The sequence below is a fragment of the Photobacterium sp. GB-1 genome (assembly GCF_003026165.1).
Taxonomy (GTDB): Bacteria; Pseudomonadota; Gammaproteobacteria; order Enterobacterales; family Vibrionaceae; genus Photobacterium.
The window spans coordinates 18214-32077 of record NZ_PYOB01000033.1; the positions used below are offsets into that span (position 1 = coordinate 18214).

General features: G+C 45.4%; 27 protein-coding genes and 1 pseudogene. All 28 read right to left on the reverse strand.

Annotated elements, in window-relative coordinates:
* Positions 1-5: 5 nt before the first annotated feature.
* Entirely contained in the window at positions 6-995 is a 990-nt protein-coding gene (gene rpoA / locus C9J45_RS19930) for a DNA-directed RNA polymerase subunit alpha (protein ID WP_005370957.1), read from the reverse strand.
* A 23-nt stretch (positions 996-1018) separates the two neighbouring features.
* A complete protein-coding gene (rpsD, locus tag C9J45_RS19935; RefSeq protein ID WP_005370959.1) occupies positions 1019-1639 on the reverse strand; it encodes a 30S ribosomal protein S4 in 621 nt (206 codons plus the stop codon).
* 32 nt (positions 1640-1671) lie between these two features.
* Positions 1672-2061: a 30S ribosomal protein S11 gene (gene rpsK, locus C9J45_RS19940; protein WP_005370963.1), complete on the reverse strand. Its 390-nt coding sequence runs from the start codon at positions 2059-2061 to the stop codon at positions 1672-1674.
* 19 nt (positions 2062-2080) lie between these two features.
* A complete protein-coding gene (gene rpsM, locus C9J45_RS19945; RefSeq protein ID WP_005370966.1) occupies positions 2081-2437 on the reverse strand; it encodes a 30S ribosomal protein S13 in 357 nt (118 codons plus the stop codon).
* 145 nt (positions 2438-2582) lie between these two features.
* Positions 2583-2696: a 50S ribosomal protein L36 gene (gene rpmJ / locus C9J45_RS19950; protein ID WP_000868186.1), complete on the reverse strand. Its 114-nt coding sequence runs from the start codon at positions 2694-2696 to the stop codon at positions 2583-2585.
* A gap of 31 nt (positions 2697-2727) precedes the next feature.
* Positions 2728-4053 carry a preprotein translocase subunit SecY gene (gene secY, locus C9J45_RS19955; protein WP_005370968.1) on the reverse strand — a complete coding sequence of 442 codons (1326 nt, stop codon included), beginning with the start codon at positions 4051-4053 and terminating at the stop codon, positions 2728-2730.
* 22 nt (positions 4054-4075) lie between these two features.
* On the reverse strand, positions 4076-4510 hold the full coding sequence (gene rplO, locus C9J45_RS19960; protein ID WP_005370970.1) for a 50S ribosomal protein L15: 435 nt from the start codon (positions 4508-4510) through the stop codon (positions 4076-4078).
* Positions 4511-4515: 5 nt separating this feature from the next.
* Positions 4516-4695 carry a 50S ribosomal protein L30 gene (gene rpmD, locus C9J45_RS19965; RefSeq protein ID WP_005302823.1) on the reverse strand — a complete coding sequence of 60 codons (180 nt, stop codon included), beginning with the start codon at positions 4693-4695 and terminating at the stop codon, positions 4516-4518.
* 5 nt (positions 4696-4700) lie between these two features.
* Complete coding sequence (rpsE, locus tag C9J45_RS19970; protein ID WP_005370977.1) at positions 4701-5198, reverse strand: 30S ribosomal protein S5; 498 nt, start codon at positions 5196-5198, stop codon at positions 4701-4703.
* 12 nt (positions 5199-5210) lie between these two features.
* Positions 5211-5564, reverse strand: a complete 354-nt coding sequence (gene rplR / locus C9J45_RS19975) for a 50S ribosomal protein L18 (protein WP_005370979.1) — start codon at positions 5562-5564, stop codon at positions 5211-5213.
* Between the two features lie 9 nt (positions 5565-5573).
* Entirely contained in the window at positions 5574-6107 is a 534-nt protein-coding gene (rplF, locus tag C9J45_RS19980) for a 50S ribosomal protein L6 (RefSeq protein ID WP_005370981.1), read from the reverse strand.
* Between the two features lie 12 nt (positions 6108-6119).
* Positions 6120-6512 carry a 30S ribosomal protein S8 gene (gene rpsH / locus C9J45_RS19985; protein ID WP_005370983.1) on the reverse strand — a complete coding sequence of 131 codons (393 nt, stop codon included), beginning with the start codon at positions 6510-6512 and terminating at the stop codon, positions 6120-6122.
* Between the two features lie 36 nt (positions 6513-6548).
* Positions 6549-6854: a 30S ribosomal protein S14 gene (gene rpsN, locus C9J45_RS19990; RefSeq protein ID WP_005370985.1), complete on the reverse strand. Its 306-nt coding sequence runs from the start codon at positions 6852-6854 to the stop codon at positions 6549-6551.
* 15 nt (positions 6855-6869) lie between these two features.
* A complete protein-coding gene (gene rplE / locus C9J45_RS19995) occupies positions 6870-7409 on the reverse strand; it encodes a 50S ribosomal protein L5 (protein ID WP_005370989.1) in 540 nt (179 codons plus the stop codon).
* A 15-nt stretch (positions 7410-7424) separates the two neighbouring features.
* Entirely contained in the window at positions 7425-7736 is a 312-nt protein-coding gene (rplX, locus tag C9J45_RS20000) for a 50S ribosomal protein L24 (RefSeq protein ID WP_008988080.1), read from the reverse strand.
* Between the two features lie 12 nt (positions 7737-7748).
* A complete protein-coding gene (rplN, locus tag C9J45_RS20005; RefSeq protein WP_107208696.1) occupies positions 7749-8120 on the reverse strand; it encodes a 50S ribosomal protein L14 in 372 nt (123 codons plus the stop codon).
* Between the two features lie 166 nt (positions 8121-8286).
* Positions 8287-8541, reverse strand: coding sequence for a 30S ribosomal protein S17 (gene rpsQ, locus C9J45_RS20010; RefSeq protein ID WP_005370996.1), 255 nt, complete (start codon positions 8539-8541; stop codon positions 8287-8289).
* Positions 8541-8732 carry a 50S ribosomal protein L29 gene (rpmC, locus tag C9J45_RS20015; RefSeq protein ID WP_005370998.1) on the reverse strand — a complete coding sequence of 64 codons (192 nt, stop codon included), beginning with the start codon at positions 8730-8732 and terminating at the stop codon, positions 8541-8543. Before rpmC ends, rpsQ begins: the two co-directional genes overlap by 1 nt.
* Complete coding sequence (gene rplP / locus C9J45_RS20020; protein WP_005371000.1) at positions 8732-9142, reverse strand: 50S ribosomal protein L16; 411 nt, start codon at positions 9140-9142, stop codon at positions 8732-8734. The genes rpmC and rplP overlap by 1 nt, the downstream gene beginning before the upstream one ends.
* A gap of 11 nt (positions 9143-9153) precedes the next feature.
* A complete protein-coding gene (rpsC, locus tag C9J45_RS20025; protein ID WP_005371002.1) occupies positions 9154-9843 on the reverse strand; it encodes a 30S ribosomal protein S3 in 690 nt (229 codons plus the stop codon).
* Positions 9844-9862: 19 nt separating this feature from the next.
* Positions 9863-10195 carry a 50S ribosomal protein L22 gene (rplV, locus tag C9J45_RS20030; protein WP_005302797.1) on the reverse strand — a complete coding sequence of 111 codons (333 nt, stop codon included), beginning with the start codon at positions 10193-10195 and terminating at the stop codon, positions 9863-9865.
* A gap of 10 nt (positions 10196-10205) precedes the next feature.
* Entirely contained in the window at positions 10206-10484 is a 279-nt protein-coding gene (gene rpsS, locus C9J45_RS20035) for a 30S ribosomal protein S19 (protein WP_005302795.1), read from the reverse strand.
* A gap of 18 nt (positions 10485-10502) precedes the next feature.
* Positions 10503-11327, reverse strand: a complete 825-nt coding sequence (gene rplB, locus C9J45_RS20040) for a 50S ribosomal protein L2 (protein ID WP_045084936.1) — start codon at positions 11325-11327, stop codon at positions 10503-10505.
* Positions 11328-11345: 18 nt separating this feature from the next.
* Positions 11346-11648, reverse strand: coding sequence for a 50S ribosomal protein L23 (gene rplW, locus C9J45_RS20045; protein WP_006647439.1), 303 nt, complete (start codon positions 11646-11648; stop codon positions 11346-11348).
* On the reverse strand, positions 11645-12247 hold the full coding sequence (gene rplD, locus C9J45_RS20050) for a 50S ribosomal protein L4 (RefSeq protein ID WP_006647440.1): 603 nt from the start codon (positions 12245-12247) through the stop codon (positions 11645-11647). The genes rplW and rplD overlap by 4 nt, the downstream gene beginning before the upstream one ends.
* A 16-nt stretch (positions 12248-12263) precedes the next feature.
* Positions 12264-12893, reverse strand: coding sequence for a 50S ribosomal protein L3 (gene rplC / locus C9J45_RS20055; protein WP_107208697.1), 630 nt, complete (start codon positions 12891-12893; stop codon positions 12264-12266).
* A gap of 14 nt (positions 12894-12907) precedes the next feature.
* The gene (gene rpsJ / locus C9J45_RS20060) at positions 12908-13219 is read right to left on the reverse strand and encodes a 30S ribosomal protein S10 (RefSeq protein WP_107292931.1); all 312 of its coding nucleotides are present in this window, start codon (positions 13217-13219) and stop codon (positions 12908-12910) included.
* 518 nt (positions 13220-13737) lie between these two features.
* Positions 13738-13864 (reverse strand): annotated as a pseudogene (tuf, locus tag C9J45_RS20065) (elongation factor Tu); the annotation flags it as partial.

The following is a 13864-nucleotide window of genomic DNA, read 5'->3' on the forward strand; positions in this document are numbered from 1 at the left end:
AACTATTAATCTTCAGCGATTGAAGCTGGCGGCCAATTTTCTAGGCGCATACCTAGAGATAGACCACGAGATGCCAATACATCTTTGATTTCTGTCAAAGACTTCTTACCAAGGTTTGGCGTTTTAAGAAGCTCAACCTCAGTACGCTGAACAAGATCACCGATGTAGTGGATCGCTTCTGCTTTTAGACAGTTAGCAGAGCGAACAGTTAGTTCAAGATCGTCTACAGGACGCAGTAGGATCGGATCGAACTCCGGCTTCTCTTCTTTCTCTTCAGGAACACGTACATCTCGAAGATCTACGAATGCATCCAATTGTTCAGCAAGAATAGTTGCTGCACGACGGATAGCTTCCTCAGGATCAAGAGTACCATTAGTCTCCATATCGATTACTAGCTTGTCTAAGTCAGTGCGTTGTTCAACGCGAGCTGCTTCAACAGCGTAAGCAATACGGTCCACTGGGCTGTAAGTAGCATCTACTAACAGACGACCAATTGGACGCTCATCTTCTTCAGTGTGAATACGAGCTGATGCTGGTACGTAGCCGCGACCACGCTCTACCTTGATGCGCATGCTTAATTCAGCATTGTCATCAGTAATATGGCAGATTACGTGCTCTGGATTCGCAATCTCAACATCACCATCATGGGTGATGTCACCTGCAACAACAGGGCCTGCACCAGATTTGTTCAGAGTAAGAATAACTTCATCTTTACCCTCAACCTTAACGGCTAGACCTTTAAGGTTTAGAAGAATTTCAAGGATATCCTCCTGAACGCCTTCTTTGGTGCTGTACTCATGTAACACACCGTCGATTTCAACTTCTGTTACAGCACAACCTGGCATAGAAGATAATAAAATACGACGAAGAGCGTTTCCTAAAGTGTGGCCAAAACCACGCTCTAATGGCTCTAGAGTTACTTTTGCGTGTGTCGTGCTAACTTGTTCGATGTCAACAAGACGCGGCTTAAGAAATTCTGTTACAGAACCCTGCATTGTGTCCTCTCTTAACTGTAGCCTTACTTAGAGTAAAGCTCGACGATCAGGTGTTCATTGATGTCGGCAGACAAATCAGAACGTTCTGGAAGACGCTTAAACGTACCTTCCATCTTGCTGCTGTCTACTTCGACCCAAGTCGGTAGTTCACGCTGTGTAGCAACTTCTAGAGCTGCTTTAATGCGTGCTTGGTTCTTAGCTTTCTCACGAATGCTAACAACGTCGTTTGCCGCTACCTTGAAAGAAGGAACGTTTACGACTTGACCGTTAACTAGGATCGCTTTGTGGCTTACCAGCTGACGTGCTTCTGCGCGAGTTGCGCCAAAGCCCATGCGGTAAACTACGTTATCTAGACGACCTTCAAGAAGCTGAAGCAGGTTTTCACCTGTGTTACCCTTGATGCGGGCAGCTGTCTTGTAGTAGTTACGGAATTGTTTTTCTAGTACGCCATATGTACGACGAACTTTCTGCTTCTCACGAAGCTGAACGCCGTAATCAGATAGACGACCACGACGAGCACCATGTTGGCCCGGCGCGTTATCAATCTTACACTTGGTATCAATCGCACGTACACCAGACTTAAGGAATAAGTCAGTGCCTTCGCGACGGCTAAGCTTTAGCTTAGGACCCAAATATCTTGCCATTTTTCTTTCTCCAATTTCCTAGAAACGAAACGTTATACGCGACGTTTCTTAGGTGGACGACAACCGTTATGAGGGATCGGAGTCGCATCAACAATGTTAGTGATACGGAAACCCGCTGCGTTTAAAGCACGGATTGTAGACTCACGACCAGGACCAGGGCCCTTAACCATAACTTCTAGGTTCTTAACGCCATATTCTTTGGCCATTTCACCACAACGCTCAGCAGCAACCTGTGCAGCGAACGGAGTAGATTTACGAGAACCACGGAAACCTGAACCACCTGCAGTAGCCCAAGATAGAGCGTTACCTTGACGGTCAGTAATGGTTACGATTGTGTTATTGAAAGAAGCATGGATGTGCGCAACGCCATCAGCTACTTGCTTGCGTACGCGCTTACGAGCGCGAGTTGGTTGTTTTGCCATTGTACTCTACCTTATCCGACTATTTTTTGATCGGCTTGCGCGGACCCTTACGGGTACGAGCGTTGGTTTTAGTACGCTGTCCACGTAGAGGTAGACTGCGACGGTGACGAAGACCACGGTAACAACCAAGATCCATTAGGCGCTTGATGTTCATGGAAATTTCACGACGAAGATCACCTTCTACAGTGTACTTAGCTACACCATCACGCAGTAGATCGATCTGCTCTTCAGTTAGTTCACTGATCTTAACATCTTCAGCAATACCCGTTTCAGCTAAAATAGCTTGAGAACGTGTTTTACCAATGCCGTAGATCGCAGTTAATGCGATAACAGCATGCTTTTGATCAGGAATGTTAATGCCTGCAATACGGGCCACTATTCACTCCTAGTACTTTACAAGAATAACCGCTGCAGAGCCCGTTGAGGATACGCAGCGGTGGTACAATTCTTTTGCACATAACAAAATATGGTTGGCTAATGTAGCCAACCTATCTTCAATTTGCAAGAAATATTTCTGCTAATTAGCCTTGGCGTTGTTTATGCTTTGGCTCACTGCAAATTACACGCACAACACCGTTGCGCTTGATAACTTTACAGTTACGGCAGATTTTCTTAACGGAAGCACGAACTTTCATTGCTAAACTCCGTAAATATGGATAACTAAACTTAGCGACCGTAGCCTTTCAGATTAGCCTTTTTCAAAACTGACTCATATTGTTGAGACATCAAATGTGTCTGAACTTGAGCCATGAAATCCATAATAACAACAACTACGATTAGTAGGGAAGTACCACCAAAATAGAAGCGTACATTCCATGCTATCATCATGAACTCGGGGATCAGACAGATAAAGGTAATATATAACGCACCTGCAAGAGTCAAACGCGTCATCACTTTATCTATATATTTTGCGGTCTGTTCACCCGGGCGTATACCAGGTATAAATGCACCAGACTTCTTCAAATTATCAGCTGTCTCGCGTGGGTTAAATACCAACGCGGTGTAGAAGAAACAGAAGAATATAATCGCAGCAGCATAAAGCATTACATATAAAGGCTGTCCAGGGCTTAAAGCAAGTGAAATATCACTCAACCAACCTAGACCTTCACTTTGACCAAACCACTGAGCCAGTGTGCCTGGGAAAAGAATAATACTTGATGCAAAAATTGCTGGTATAACACCTGCCATGTTGATTTTCAACGGCAAGTGTGTGCTCTGCGCAGCAAAGACACGACGGCCTTGTTGACGCTTGGCGTAGTTAACGACGATACGACGCTGACCACGTTCCATGAACACTACAAAGTAAATAACAGCAAAAGATATAACTGCAATTAACAGTAGAAGAAGTACGTGCAATTCGCCTTGACGCGCTTGCTCTACGGTCTGTCCAATCGCTGGCGGTAAACCAGCAACGATACCGGTGAAAATAATCAACGATATACCGTTACCAATACCACGCTCGGTAATTTGTTCACCTAACCACATTAAAAACATGGTGCCGGTAACCAAACTAACCACTGCAACAAAATAGAAACTAGGGCCTGGATTATGTACAAGCCCTGGAATCATACTCGGTAACCCCGTTGCAATACCAATTGCTTGGAAGGTTGCCAAGACAAGCGTACCGTATCGGGTGTACTGACTTATCTTACGACGGCCAGCCTCACCTTCTTTCTTCAACTCAGCTAATGCTGGATGAACTACAGTTAGCAACTGGACAATAATAGACGCAGAAATATACGGCATTATTCCCAGAGCTAAAATAGAAGCACGCGAGAGTGCACCACCAGAGAACATGTTAAACATCTCAATGATGGTACCCTTTTGCTGTTCGAACAGACTGGCAAGTACAGCAGCGTCAATACCAGGAATAGGTACAAAAGAACCTGCTCGGAATATTAAGATCGCACCTAATACGAATAATAGGCGTGACTTAAGCTCTGCTAGGCCACCTTGTGCACTACGAAAATCTTGTCCTGGTTGTTTAGCCATCTGTACCTCATCCTCGAGTTAATTATTCCTCGATTTTACCGCCGGCAGCTTCGATAGCAGCTTGAGCGCCTTTAGTAACGCGTAGGCCTTTCACTGTTACTGAACGAGCGATTTCACCAGAAAGTACAACTTTCACGAACTTAATGTCCTTAGTGATAACATTCGCAGCTTTTAGTGTTTCAAGGCTTACAACATCACCTTCAACTTTCGCTAGCTCAGCTAGACGAACTTCAGCTGTTACAAGGCTCTTACGAGACGTAAAACCGAATTTTGGTAGACGCTGTTTCAAAGGCATTTGACCGCCTTCGAAGCCTGGACGTACAGAACCACCTGAACGTGATTTCTGACCCTTGTGACCACGGCCACAAGTTTTGCCCAGACCTGAACCGATACCACGGCCTACGCGCTTCGCAGAAGGCTTAGAACCAGCAGCCGGTGATAGAGTATTCAAACGCATACTGATTACTCCTCAACTTTAACCATGTAGTAAACCTTGTTGATCATGCCGCGTACGCAAGCAGTATCTTCAAGTTCTACAGTATGGTTGATGCGACGAAGGCCTAGGCCACGCAAAGTAGCTTTATGCTTCGGTAAACGACCGATAGAGCTCTTTGTTTGGGTTACTTTAATAGTTTTAGCCATGTCGATTACTCCAGAATTTCTTTAACAGAAAGACCACGCTTAGCAGCGATCATTTCTGGAGAGTTCATTCCACTAAGACCATCAATTGTTGCGCGAACAACGTTGATTGGGTTAGTAGAACCGTATGCTTTAGCTAGTACGTTACGGATACCCGCAACTTCTAGCACTGCACGCATTGCACCACCTGCGATGATACCTGTACCTTCTGATGCTGGCTGCATGTACACTTGAGAACCAGTGTGACGGCCTTTAACAGCGTGGTGAAGAGTACCTTCGTTGATTGCAATTGTAACCATGTTACGACGTGCTTTTTCCATCGCTTTCTGGATTGCAGCAGGCACTTCACGTGCTTTACCGTAACCAAAACCGATGCGACCGTTACCGTCACCAACTACTGTTAGTGCAGTAAAGCTGAAAATACGACCACCTTTAACCGTTTTTGAAACACGGTTAACAGCGATCAGCTTTTCATTCAAATCTGATTGTGTCTTTTCGTTAGCCATCTTCCGCCTACCTTAGAATTTCAGACCAGCTTCACGAGCAGCTTCTGCTAGTGCAGCGATACGGCCGTGGTATTGGAAACCAGAACGATCGAATGCAACGTTAGAGATGCCTTTTTCAATCGCGCGCTCAGCAATAGCTTTACCTACAGCTGTAGCAGCGTCTTTGTTTCCGGTACTCTTAACTTGCTCACGGATCGCTTTTTCTACGGTAGAAGCGGCTGCGATAACCTCAGAGCCGTTCGGTGCAATTACCTGAGCGTACACGTGACGTGGAGTACGGTGTACAACTAGGCGAGTTGCGCCCAGTTCAGCAATCTTACGACGTGCTCGGGTCGCACGACGGATACGAGATGCTTTCTTATCCATAGTGTTACCTTACTTCTTCTTAGCTTCTTTAGTACGCACAACTTCGTCGGCGTAACGAACACCTTTACCTTTGTAAGGTTCAGGGCTACGGTAAGCGCGAATATCAGCAGCTACCTGACCAACTAACTGCTTATCAGTACCTGTAAGTACGATTTCAGTTTGTGATGGGCATTCAGCTTTGATACCTGCTGGAAGTTCGTGCTCAACTGGATGAGAGAAACCTAGAGTTAAACCTACAGCGTTGCCTTTAACAGCAGCACGGTAACCTACACCCTTAAGAGTCAGCTTCTTAGTGAAGCCTTCAGTAACACCAACAACCATATTGTTCACTAGTGCACGAGCAGTACCTGCTTGTGCCCAAGCTTTATCGAATCCTTCACGAGGACCGAAAGTAACTTTGTTCTCTTCCAAAGTTAAAACTACTGCATCATGGATAGTACGAACTAGTTCGCCTTTACTACCTTTCACAGTAATTTCCTGACCGTTAAGTTTAACTTCTACGCCGGCAGGAATAACTACAGGTGCTTTTGCAACACGAGACATATCCTACTCCTATTATGCTACGTAGCAGATAATCTCACCGCCAAGACCCGCTTTGCGTGCAGCACGGTCGGTCATAAGACCCTTGGAAGTGGAAACAACAGCAATACCAAGGCCACCCATCACTGATGGTAGCGCATCTTTTTTCTTGTAGATGCGTAGACCAGGACGTGATACACGTTGGATTTGCTCAATAACTGGGTTAGCTTCGAAGTACTTAAGAGTAACTTCTAGCTCAGGCTTAACATCACCAGATAAGGTGTAGTCAGCCACATAACCTTCTTCTTTAAGTAGAGCAGCGATAGCTACTTTAAGCTTAGAAGATGGCATTTTTACAGCAACTTTTTTCGCTGCCTGACCGTTACGAAGACGGGTCAGCATATCCGAAATCGGATCTTGCATGCTCATAAGTTAATACTCCGTGATTCTGAATTGCTTACTGGATTACCAGCTTGCTTTACGTAGACCCGGAATCTCGCCTTTCATGCAAGCTTCACGAACCTTGATACGGCTAAGACCGAACTTACGTAGGTAGCCGTGTGGACGTCCAGTCTGGTTACAGCGATTACGCTGACGAGACTTCGCAGAATCACGTGGTAGTGACTGAAGTTTAAGCACTGCATTCCAGCGATCTTCTTCAGACGCATTCACGTCGCTAATTAGAGCTTTTAGCGCTGCACGCTTTTCAGCGAACTTAGCTACTAGCTTGGCACGTTTAGCTTCGCGTGCCTTCATAGATTCTTTAGCCATTAGTAACCCTTACTTTTACTTACGGAATGGGAAGTTAAAAGCAGACAATAGAGCTAGAGCTTCTTCATCAGATTTAGCAGAAGTTGTAACAGTGATATCTAAACCACGTACACGATCTACTTTATCGAAATCGATTTCTGGGAAGATGATCTGCTCACGAACGCCCATGCTGTAGTTACCACGACCATCGAATGACTTAGGGTTTAAACCACGGAAGTCACGAATACGCGGTACAGCAATTGAAATCAGGCGGTCGAAAAAGTCCCACATACGCTCGCCACGTAAGGTTACTTTACAGCCAATAGGGTAGCCCTCACGGATCTTAAAGCCTGCAACTGACTTACGTGCTACAGTGATTAGCGGCTTCTGACCTGAAATTGCAGTCATGTCAGCAGCAGCATTCTCTAGCAGCTTCTTGTCGTTGATAGCTTCGCCCACACCCATGTTAAGTGTGATCTTTTCGATCCTTGGGACTTGCATGATACTCTTGTATTCAAACTTTTCAGAAAGCTCTTTTACAACAGTCTCTTTGTAGTAATCATGCAGTTTCGCCATAGTACTACTCCAAACTTACTTGATAGTTTCGCCAGTCGACTTGAAGAAACGAACTTTTTTGCCGTCTTCAAATCGGAAGCCTACACGGTCCGCTTTACCTTGACCGTTAACGATAGCAACATTAGACGCATCGATCGCAGCTGCCTGCTCAACGATACCGCCTTGAACACCCATTGCCGGAACTGGCTTCTGGTGTTTCTTAACCATGTTGATACCTTCAACGATAACTTTACCGGTTGCTAGAACCTTAGTTACTTTACCAGTCTTGCCTTTGTCTTTACCAGCAAGAATGATAACTTCGTCGTTTTGACGGATTTTAGCTGCCATTATAGTCGCTCCTTAAAGTACTTCTGGCGCTAGTGATACAATCTTCATGAATTTCGCATTACGAAGTTCACGAGTCACAGGGCCAAAGATACGGGTACCGATAGGTTGCTCAGTAGTGTCGTTCAACAATACGCAAGCATTACGGTCAAAGCGAATGACAGAGCCATCTTGACGACGAACGCCTTTACGGGTGCGTACAACCACCGCTTTCAGTACATCACCTTTCTTTACTTTACCGCGAGGAATTGCTTCCTTCACTGTAACCTTGATGATGTCACCGATATGTGCATAGCGACGGTGAGAACCACCCAGAACCTTAATACACATTACGCTACGTGCGCCGGAGTTATCCGCTGCATCAAGCATACTTTGCATTTGGATCATGTTAGTGCTCCGCTAATTTTTTAAACATCTAGACCCAAAACGAGTCGATATGCCTTTTCTTCAAAGGCGGCGAATAATAACACCATTTTCGCTCGATGGGTAGATAAAAAATGAACGGCCCCAAGATTTTTAGGGCCGCTAACTTAAATAGCTGAAAAGTCAGTAATTAGATACGTGCTTTTTCAACTACTCGTACCAGTGTCCAAGACTTAGTCTTTGACATTGGACGACATTCACGAACTTCAACAGTATCGCCTAGGCCACACTCGTTGTTTTCGTCATGTGCATGAAGCTTAGTCGTGCGTGTGATGTACTTACCGTAGATCGGGTGCTTCACTTTACGCTCGATAGCAACAACAATAGACTTATCGCCTTTGTCGCTAACTACGCGACCAAGCTGAGTACGAATTTTCTCGCTCATTATGCGCTAGCCTTCTCAGTCAGAACGGTTTTAACACGTGCGATATCACGACGTACAGTTTTTAGATTGTGAGTCTGCTGTAGTTGACCAGTCGCAGCTTGCATGCGCAAGTTAAACTGTTCACGTAGCAAATTCACAAGCTCTGCATTCAGCTCTTCAACGCTTTTAGCGCGTAGATCTTGTGCATTCATCACATCACCGCCTTAATTACGAAAGTGGTTTTGATTGGTAGCTTACGTGCAGCAAGGTTAAATGCTTCACGTGCTAGTGATTCAGAAACACCGTTCATTTCGTATAGAACTTTACCTGGTTGAACTTGAGCAACCCAGTAAGCCACACTACCCTTACCTTTACCTTGACGAACTTCAAGAGGCTTAGATGTGATTGGTTTGTCTGGGAATACACGAATCCAGATTTGGCCCTGACGTTTGATATGACGAGTCATAGCACGACGTGCAGCTTCGATTTGACGAGCAGTTAGTCGACCACGACCAACAGCTTTAAGACCAAATTGACCAAAGCTTACTTCAGTACCGTTCGCTAGACCGCGGTTACGGCCTTTAAAGGCCTTGCGGAATTTAGTGCGTTTTGGTTGCAGCATCAATAAACTCCTTATTTACGGCTTTTGCGCTGCTTCTTAGGCTTCTCAGCCTTTGGCTCTTCAACCGGCATGCCGCCTAGAACTTCACCTTTGAAGATCCAAACTTTAACGCCGATAACACCGTATTGGGTGTGAGCCGAAGAAGTTGCGTAATCAATGTCAGCACGAAGAGTGTGTAGAGGCACACGGCCTTCACGGTACCACTCAGTACGTGCGATTTCAGCGCCGCCTAGACGACCACTTACTTCAACTTTGATACCTTTAGCGCCAAGACGCATAGCGTTCTGAACTGCACGCTTCATAGCGCGACGGAACATAACACGACGCTCTAGCTGAGACGAAATGCTGTCTGCTACTAGTTGACCGTCTAGTTCTGGCTTACGTACTTCAGCGATGTTGATCTGAGCTGGAACGCCCGCGATCTTCGCAACTGCTGCACGTAGTTTCTCTACGTCTTCACCTTTCTTACCGATTACTACGCCTGGACGAGCAGTGTGAATAGTCACACGGATGCTCTTAGCAGGACGCTCGATAACGATGCGTGATAGAGATGCTTTTGCTAGTTCCTTAGTAAGGAACTGGCGTACCTTGAAATCGCCGTCTAGGTTGTCAGCGAACTCTTGGCTGTTAGCAAACCAAGTGGTATTCCAAGGCTTAACGATGCCTAAACGAATACCATTAGGATGTACTTTCTGACCCATTGCTTTCTCTCCTAGTCTCTTAGCGGTCTGCTACAACAACAGTGATGTGGCTAGAACGCTTCAAGATGCGATCGGCACGGCCTTTAGCACGAGGCATAATACGCTTCATGGTAGGACCTTCGTCAACGAAGATTTTAGCAACATTAAGATCATCAATGTCTGCGCCTTCGTTGTGTTCTGCGTTAGCGATAGCTGACTCTAAAACTTTCTTGATTAAATCAGCAGCTTTTTTGTTGCTGAAGTTAAGAATTTCTAGAGCTTGAGCAACTGGCTTACCGCGCAGTTGATCTGCAACCAAACGAGCTTTTTGCGGCGAAATGCGAGCAAAGCGATGTTTAGCGATAGCTTCCATTACCTACTCCTTAGCGCTTTTTAGCTTTCTTATCCGCAGCATGGCCACGGTAAGTACGTGTTGGTGCAAATTCGCCTAGCTTGTGACCGATCATTTCTTCAGAAACGAAAACAGGTACGTGCTGACGACCATTATGGACAGCGATGGTCAAACCGATCATCTGAGGGATGATCATTGAGCGACGGGACCAAGTCTTAACAGGCTTTTTGTCACCGCTTTCCAACGCTTTCTCTACCTTCTTCAGCAAGTGTAGGTCAATAAATGGACCTTTCTTGAGAGAACGTGGCATGGCGTATCCTCTTTATAATTACTTATTACGACGACGTACGATGTACTTGTCGGTACGCTTGTTCTTACGAGTCTTGTAACCCTTAGTTGGAACACCCCAAGGTGTTACTGGGTGACGACCGCCTGATGTACGACCTTCACCACCACCGTGTGGGTGATCAACTGGGTTCATTACAACACCACGTACAGTTGGACGAACACCGCGCCAGCGTGAAGCACCAGCTTTACCTAGCTCACGTAGCATGTGTTCTGCATTACCAACTTCACCTAGAGTCGCACGACCTTCAGCAAGAACTTTACGCATCTCACCAGAACGTAGACGTAGAGTCACATAAGTGCCTGCACGTGCAATGATCTGAGCGTATGCACCAGCTGAACGAGCCAGCTGAGCACCTTTACCAGGCTTAAGTTCAACACAGTGTACTGTTGAACCTACTGGGATGTTACGCATTGGTAATGTGTTACCAACTTTAATAGCAGCATCTTGACCAGACTGGATAACATCACCAGCTTGGAGACCTTTAGGTGCGATAATGTAGCGGCGCTCACCGTCTGCGTACAGAACTAGAGCAATGTTTGCGCTACGGTTTGGATCGTATTCTAGGCGCTCAACTTTCGCTGGGATGCCATCTTTAGTACGTTTGAAGTCGATTAGACGGTAATGTTGTTTATTACCACCACCGATGTGACGTACAGTGATACGACCGTTATTGTTACGACCACCAGTCTTAGAGTTTTTCTCTAGAAGTGGTGCGTACGGCTTACCCTTATGCAGGTCAGAGTTAACCACTTTAACTACGTGGCGACGACCTGGGGAAGTCGGCTTACATTTTACAATAGCCATTCTTCTTTGCTCCTAGCCTTACTCTGCACTACCAGCGAAGTCGATGTCTTGACCTTCTTTCAAGATAACATACGCTTTCTTCACGTCTGAACGACGGCCTTGGCGCATACCTTGACGTTTGGTCTTACCCTTAGTAATAAGAGTATTTACAGACTTAACTTCAACCTCGAACAGTTTTTCAACTGCTGCTTTGATCTCTTTCTTCGTTGCGTTCAATGCTACTTTGAAAACGATAGTATTCGCGTTTTCTGCAGCCATTGATGCTTTTTCAGAAATGTGCGGAGCACGTAGAACTTTTAAAATACGCTCTTCAGTGATCATGCTAGCATCTCCTCAACTGCTTTAACTGCTGCTGCAGTCATTACAATCTTATCGAAAGCGATCAAGCTAACTGGATCGATTGCCGCTGCATCACGTACGTCTACTTTGTATAGGTTACGTGCTGCAAGGAATAGATTCTCATCTAACTCGCCAGTTACGATTAGTGCATCAGTTAGCTCAAGCTCTTTAAGCTTAGCTACTAGTGCTTTTGTCTTTGGTGCTTCTAGAGTGAAGTTATCAACAACGATTAAACGCTCTTGACGAACTAACTCAGAAAGAATGCTCTTCATAGCACCGCGGTACATTTTCTTGTTTACTTTTTGGCTGTGATCCTGAGGACGAGCAGCGAAAGTAACACCACCAGAACGCCATAGCGGACTGCGGATTGTACCTGCACGAGCGCGACCAGTACCCTTCTGGCGCCATGGCTTAGCGCCACCACCAGAAACGTCTGAACGAGTCTTCTGAGCACGTGTACCCTGACGAGCACCTGCTGCAAAAGCAACAACTACTTGGTGTACAAGCGCTTCATTGAAATCACGCCCAAAAGTAGTTTCGGAGACAGTTAGCGCGTCAGCGCCTTTGACTACCAATTCCATTACTAACTCCTCGACGTTACGCTTTAACAGCTGGTTTAACGATCACGTTGCCGCCTGTTGAGCCCGGTACTGCACCTTTAATAAGAAGCAGATTGCGCTCAGCGTCAACACGTACGATCTCTAGGTTTTGAGTCGTTACACGCTCAGCACCCATGTGACCAGCCATTTTCTTGCCTTTAAATACGCGACCTGGAGTTTGACATTGGCCAATTGAACCCGGTGCACGGTGAGACAAGGAGTTACCATGGGTCATATCTTGAGTACGGAAGTTCCAGCGCTTAACAGCACCTTGGAAACCCTTACCTTTAGATGTACCAGTAACGTCTACTTTTTTAATATCGTTGAATAGTTCAACACTTAGCTCAGCGCCAACTGCAAACTCTTCACTGTTTTCTAGACGGAATTCCCAAAGACCGCGACCAGCTTCAACACCTGCTTTCGCAAAGTGACCTGCTTCTGGCTTAGATACGCGGCTAGCTTTCTTAGTTCCAGCTGTTACTTGAATAGCGTTGTAACCGTCAGTTTCTACAGATTTAACCTGAGTAACACGGTTGTTTTCAACTTCAACAACAGTAACTGGAATAGAAATGCCATCTTCGGTAAAGATGCGGGTCATGCCCACTTTACGACCGATTAGACCAATCATTCTCTTATCTCCCCTTAACCTAGGCTGATCTGTACGTCAACGCCAGCAGCTAGATCTAGACGCATAAGAGCATCAACAGTTTTGTCTGTAGGCTCAACGATGTCGATAAGGCGCTTGTGAGTACGGATTTCGTACTGATCACGTGCGTCCTTATTAACGTGAGGAGAAATAAGAACAGTGAAGCGCTCTTTGCGAGTAGGAAGAGGGATTGGACCCTTAACCTGTGCGCCAGTACGCTTAGCTGTTTCAACGATTTCCGCAGTTGACTGATCGATCAAACGGTGCTCGAACGCCTTTAAGCGGATACGAATACGTTGGTTCTGCATTAGACAGAGCTCCAAATAAAAATTACACAAACAATATCGCCACTCACGCTCGTAAAGACGAGGGAATGTCGATTGATTTATGTGAACGTAGCATCCCTATCGGATGCATTGTCAGTCAATTTAATGACTGCGAACATAAGTCAGAGTATTCATTATGAAATAAACCCGGCGTAGCCTGCAGTTAATTTCTCCTCAATGCTTATTGGTTCACAACTGCGCTTACAAGACTAACTCTCCGGCAGTGCAGTGCATTATACAGATCACAATTTTGAAAACAAGCTCTGTTTGATTGTTAAACAAAAATAGTTATAAAGTCTTTTATTTTCAATGAATTAATCTGATAGTTATATACCAGATTTGCTTTATTAAACGAATAAAGCTCACTTATCACCATAAAATCAAGCTACATTTTCGCGTATTCCTGCTTATACAATACAAACAAGGAAAATGTTAGTAATTTTAAGCAATAAAAAAGGGAGCCGAAGCTCCCTTTTTCTGTACGTAAGTACTAAATGTTATTATGCAATGATAGTTGCAACAACACCAGCACCAACTGTACGGCCACCTTCACGGATAGCAAAACGTAGACCTTCGTCCATCGCGATAGGTGCGATTAGAGTAACAGTCATAGCGATGTTATCACCA

What these genes read in the sequence shown, in the direction of transcription:
- rpoA (WP_005370957.1), bottom strand. Translation starts at nt 995, where the DNA reads ATGCAGGGTTCTGTAACAGAATTTCTTAAGCCGCGTCTTGTTGACATC.
- rpsD (WP_005370959.1), bottom strand. Translation starts at nt 1,639, where the DNA reads ATGGCAAGATATTTGGGTCCTAAGCTAAAGCTTAGCCGTCGCGAAGGC.
- rpsK (WP_005370963.1), bottom strand. Translation starts at nt 2,061, where the DNA reads ATGGCAAAACAACCAACTCGCGCTCGTAAGCGCGTACGCAAGCAAGTA.
- rpmJ (WP_000868186.1), bottom strand. Translation starts at nt 2,696, where the DNA reads ATGAAAGTTCGTGCTTCCGTTAAGAAAATCTGCCGTAACTGTAAAGTT.
- secY (WP_005370968.1), bottom strand. Translation starts at nt 4,053, where the DNA reads ATGGCTAAACAACCAGGACAAGATTTTCGTAGTGCACAAGGTGGCCTA.
- rplO (WP_005370970.1), bottom strand. Translation starts at nt 4,510, where the DNA reads ATGCGTTTGAATACTCTATCACCGGCTGCTGGTTCTAAGCCTTCTGCG.
- rpmD (WP_005302823.1), bottom strand. Translation starts at nt 4,695, where the DNA reads ATGGCTAAAACTATTAAAGTAACCCAAACAAAGAGCTCTATCGGTCGT.
- rpsE (WP_005370977.1), bottom strand. Translation starts at nt 5,198, where the DNA reads ATGGCTAACGAAAAGACACAATCAGATTTGAATGAAAAGCTGATCGCT.
- rplR (WP_005370979.1), bottom strand. Translation starts at nt 5,564, where the DNA reads ATGGATAAGAAAGCATCTCGTATCCGTCGTGCGACCCGAGCACGTCGT.
- rplF (WP_005370981.1), bottom strand. Translation starts at nt 6,107, where the DNA reads ATGTCTCGTGTTGCAAAAGCACCTGTAGTTATTCCTGCCGGCGTAGAA.
- rpsH (WP_005370983.1), bottom strand. Translation starts at nt 6,512, where the DNA reads ATGAGCATGCAAGATCCGATTTCGGATATGCTGACCCGTCTTCGTAAC.
- rpsN (WP_005370985.1), bottom strand. Translation starts at nt 6,854, where the DNA reads ATGGCTAAAGAATCTATGAAGGCACGCGAAGCTAAACGTGCCAAGCTA.
- rplE (WP_005370989.1), bottom strand. Translation starts at nt 7,409, where the DNA reads ATGGCGAAACTGCATGATTACTACAAAGAGACTGTTGTAAAAGAGCTT.
- rplX (WP_008988080.1), bottom strand. Translation starts at nt 7,736, where the DNA reads ATGGCAGCTAAAATCCGTCAAAACGACGAAGTTATCATTCTTGCTGGT.
- rplN (WP_107208696.1), bottom strand. Translation starts at nt 8,120, where the DNA reads ATGATCCAAATGCAAAGTATGCTTGATGCAGCGGATAACTCCGGCGCA.
- rpsQ (WP_005370996.1), bottom strand. Translation starts at nt 8,541, where the DNA reads ATGAGCGAGAAAATTCGTACTCAGCTTGGTCGCGTAGTTAGCGACAAA.
- rpmC (WP_005370998.1), bottom strand. Translation starts at nt 8,732, where the DNA reads ATGAATGCACAAGATCTACGCGCTAAAAGCGTTGAAGAGCTGAATGCA.
- rplP (WP_005371000.1), bottom strand. Translation starts at nt 9,142, where the DNA reads ATGCTGCAACCAAAACGCACTAAATTCCGCAAGGCCTTTAAAGGCCGT.
- rpsC (WP_005371002.1), bottom strand. Translation starts at nt 9,843, where the DNA reads ATGGGTCAGAAAGTACATCCTAATGGTATTCGTTTAGGCATCGTTAAG.
- rplV (WP_005302797.1), bottom strand. Translation starts at nt 10,195, where the DNA reads ATGGAAGCTATCGCTAAACATCGCTTTGCTCGCATTTCGCCGCAAAAA.
- rpsS (WP_005302795.1), bottom strand. Translation starts at nt 10,484, where the DNA reads ATGCCACGTTCTCTCAAGAAAGGTCCATTTATTGACCTACACTTGCTG.
- rplB (WP_045084936.1), bottom strand. Translation starts at nt 11,327, where the DNA reads ATGGCTATTGTAAAATGTAAGCCGACTTCCCCAGGTCGTCGCCACGTA.
- rplW (WP_006647439.1), bottom strand. Translation starts at nt 11,648, where the DNA reads ATGATCACTGAAGAGCGTATTTTAAAAGTTCTACGTGCTCCGCACATT.
- rplD (WP_006647440.1), bottom strand. Translation starts at nt 12,247, where the DNA reads ATGGAATTGGTAGTCAAAGGCGCTGACGCGCTAACTGTCTCCGAAACT.
- rplC (WP_107208697.1), bottom strand. Translation starts at nt 12,893, where the DNA reads ATGATTGGTCTAATCGGTCGTAAAGTGGGCATGACCCGCATCTTTACC.
- rpsJ (WP_107292931.1), bottom strand. Translation starts at nt 13,219, where the DNA reads ATGCAGAACCAACGTATTCGTATCCGCTTAAAGGCGTTCGAGCACCGT.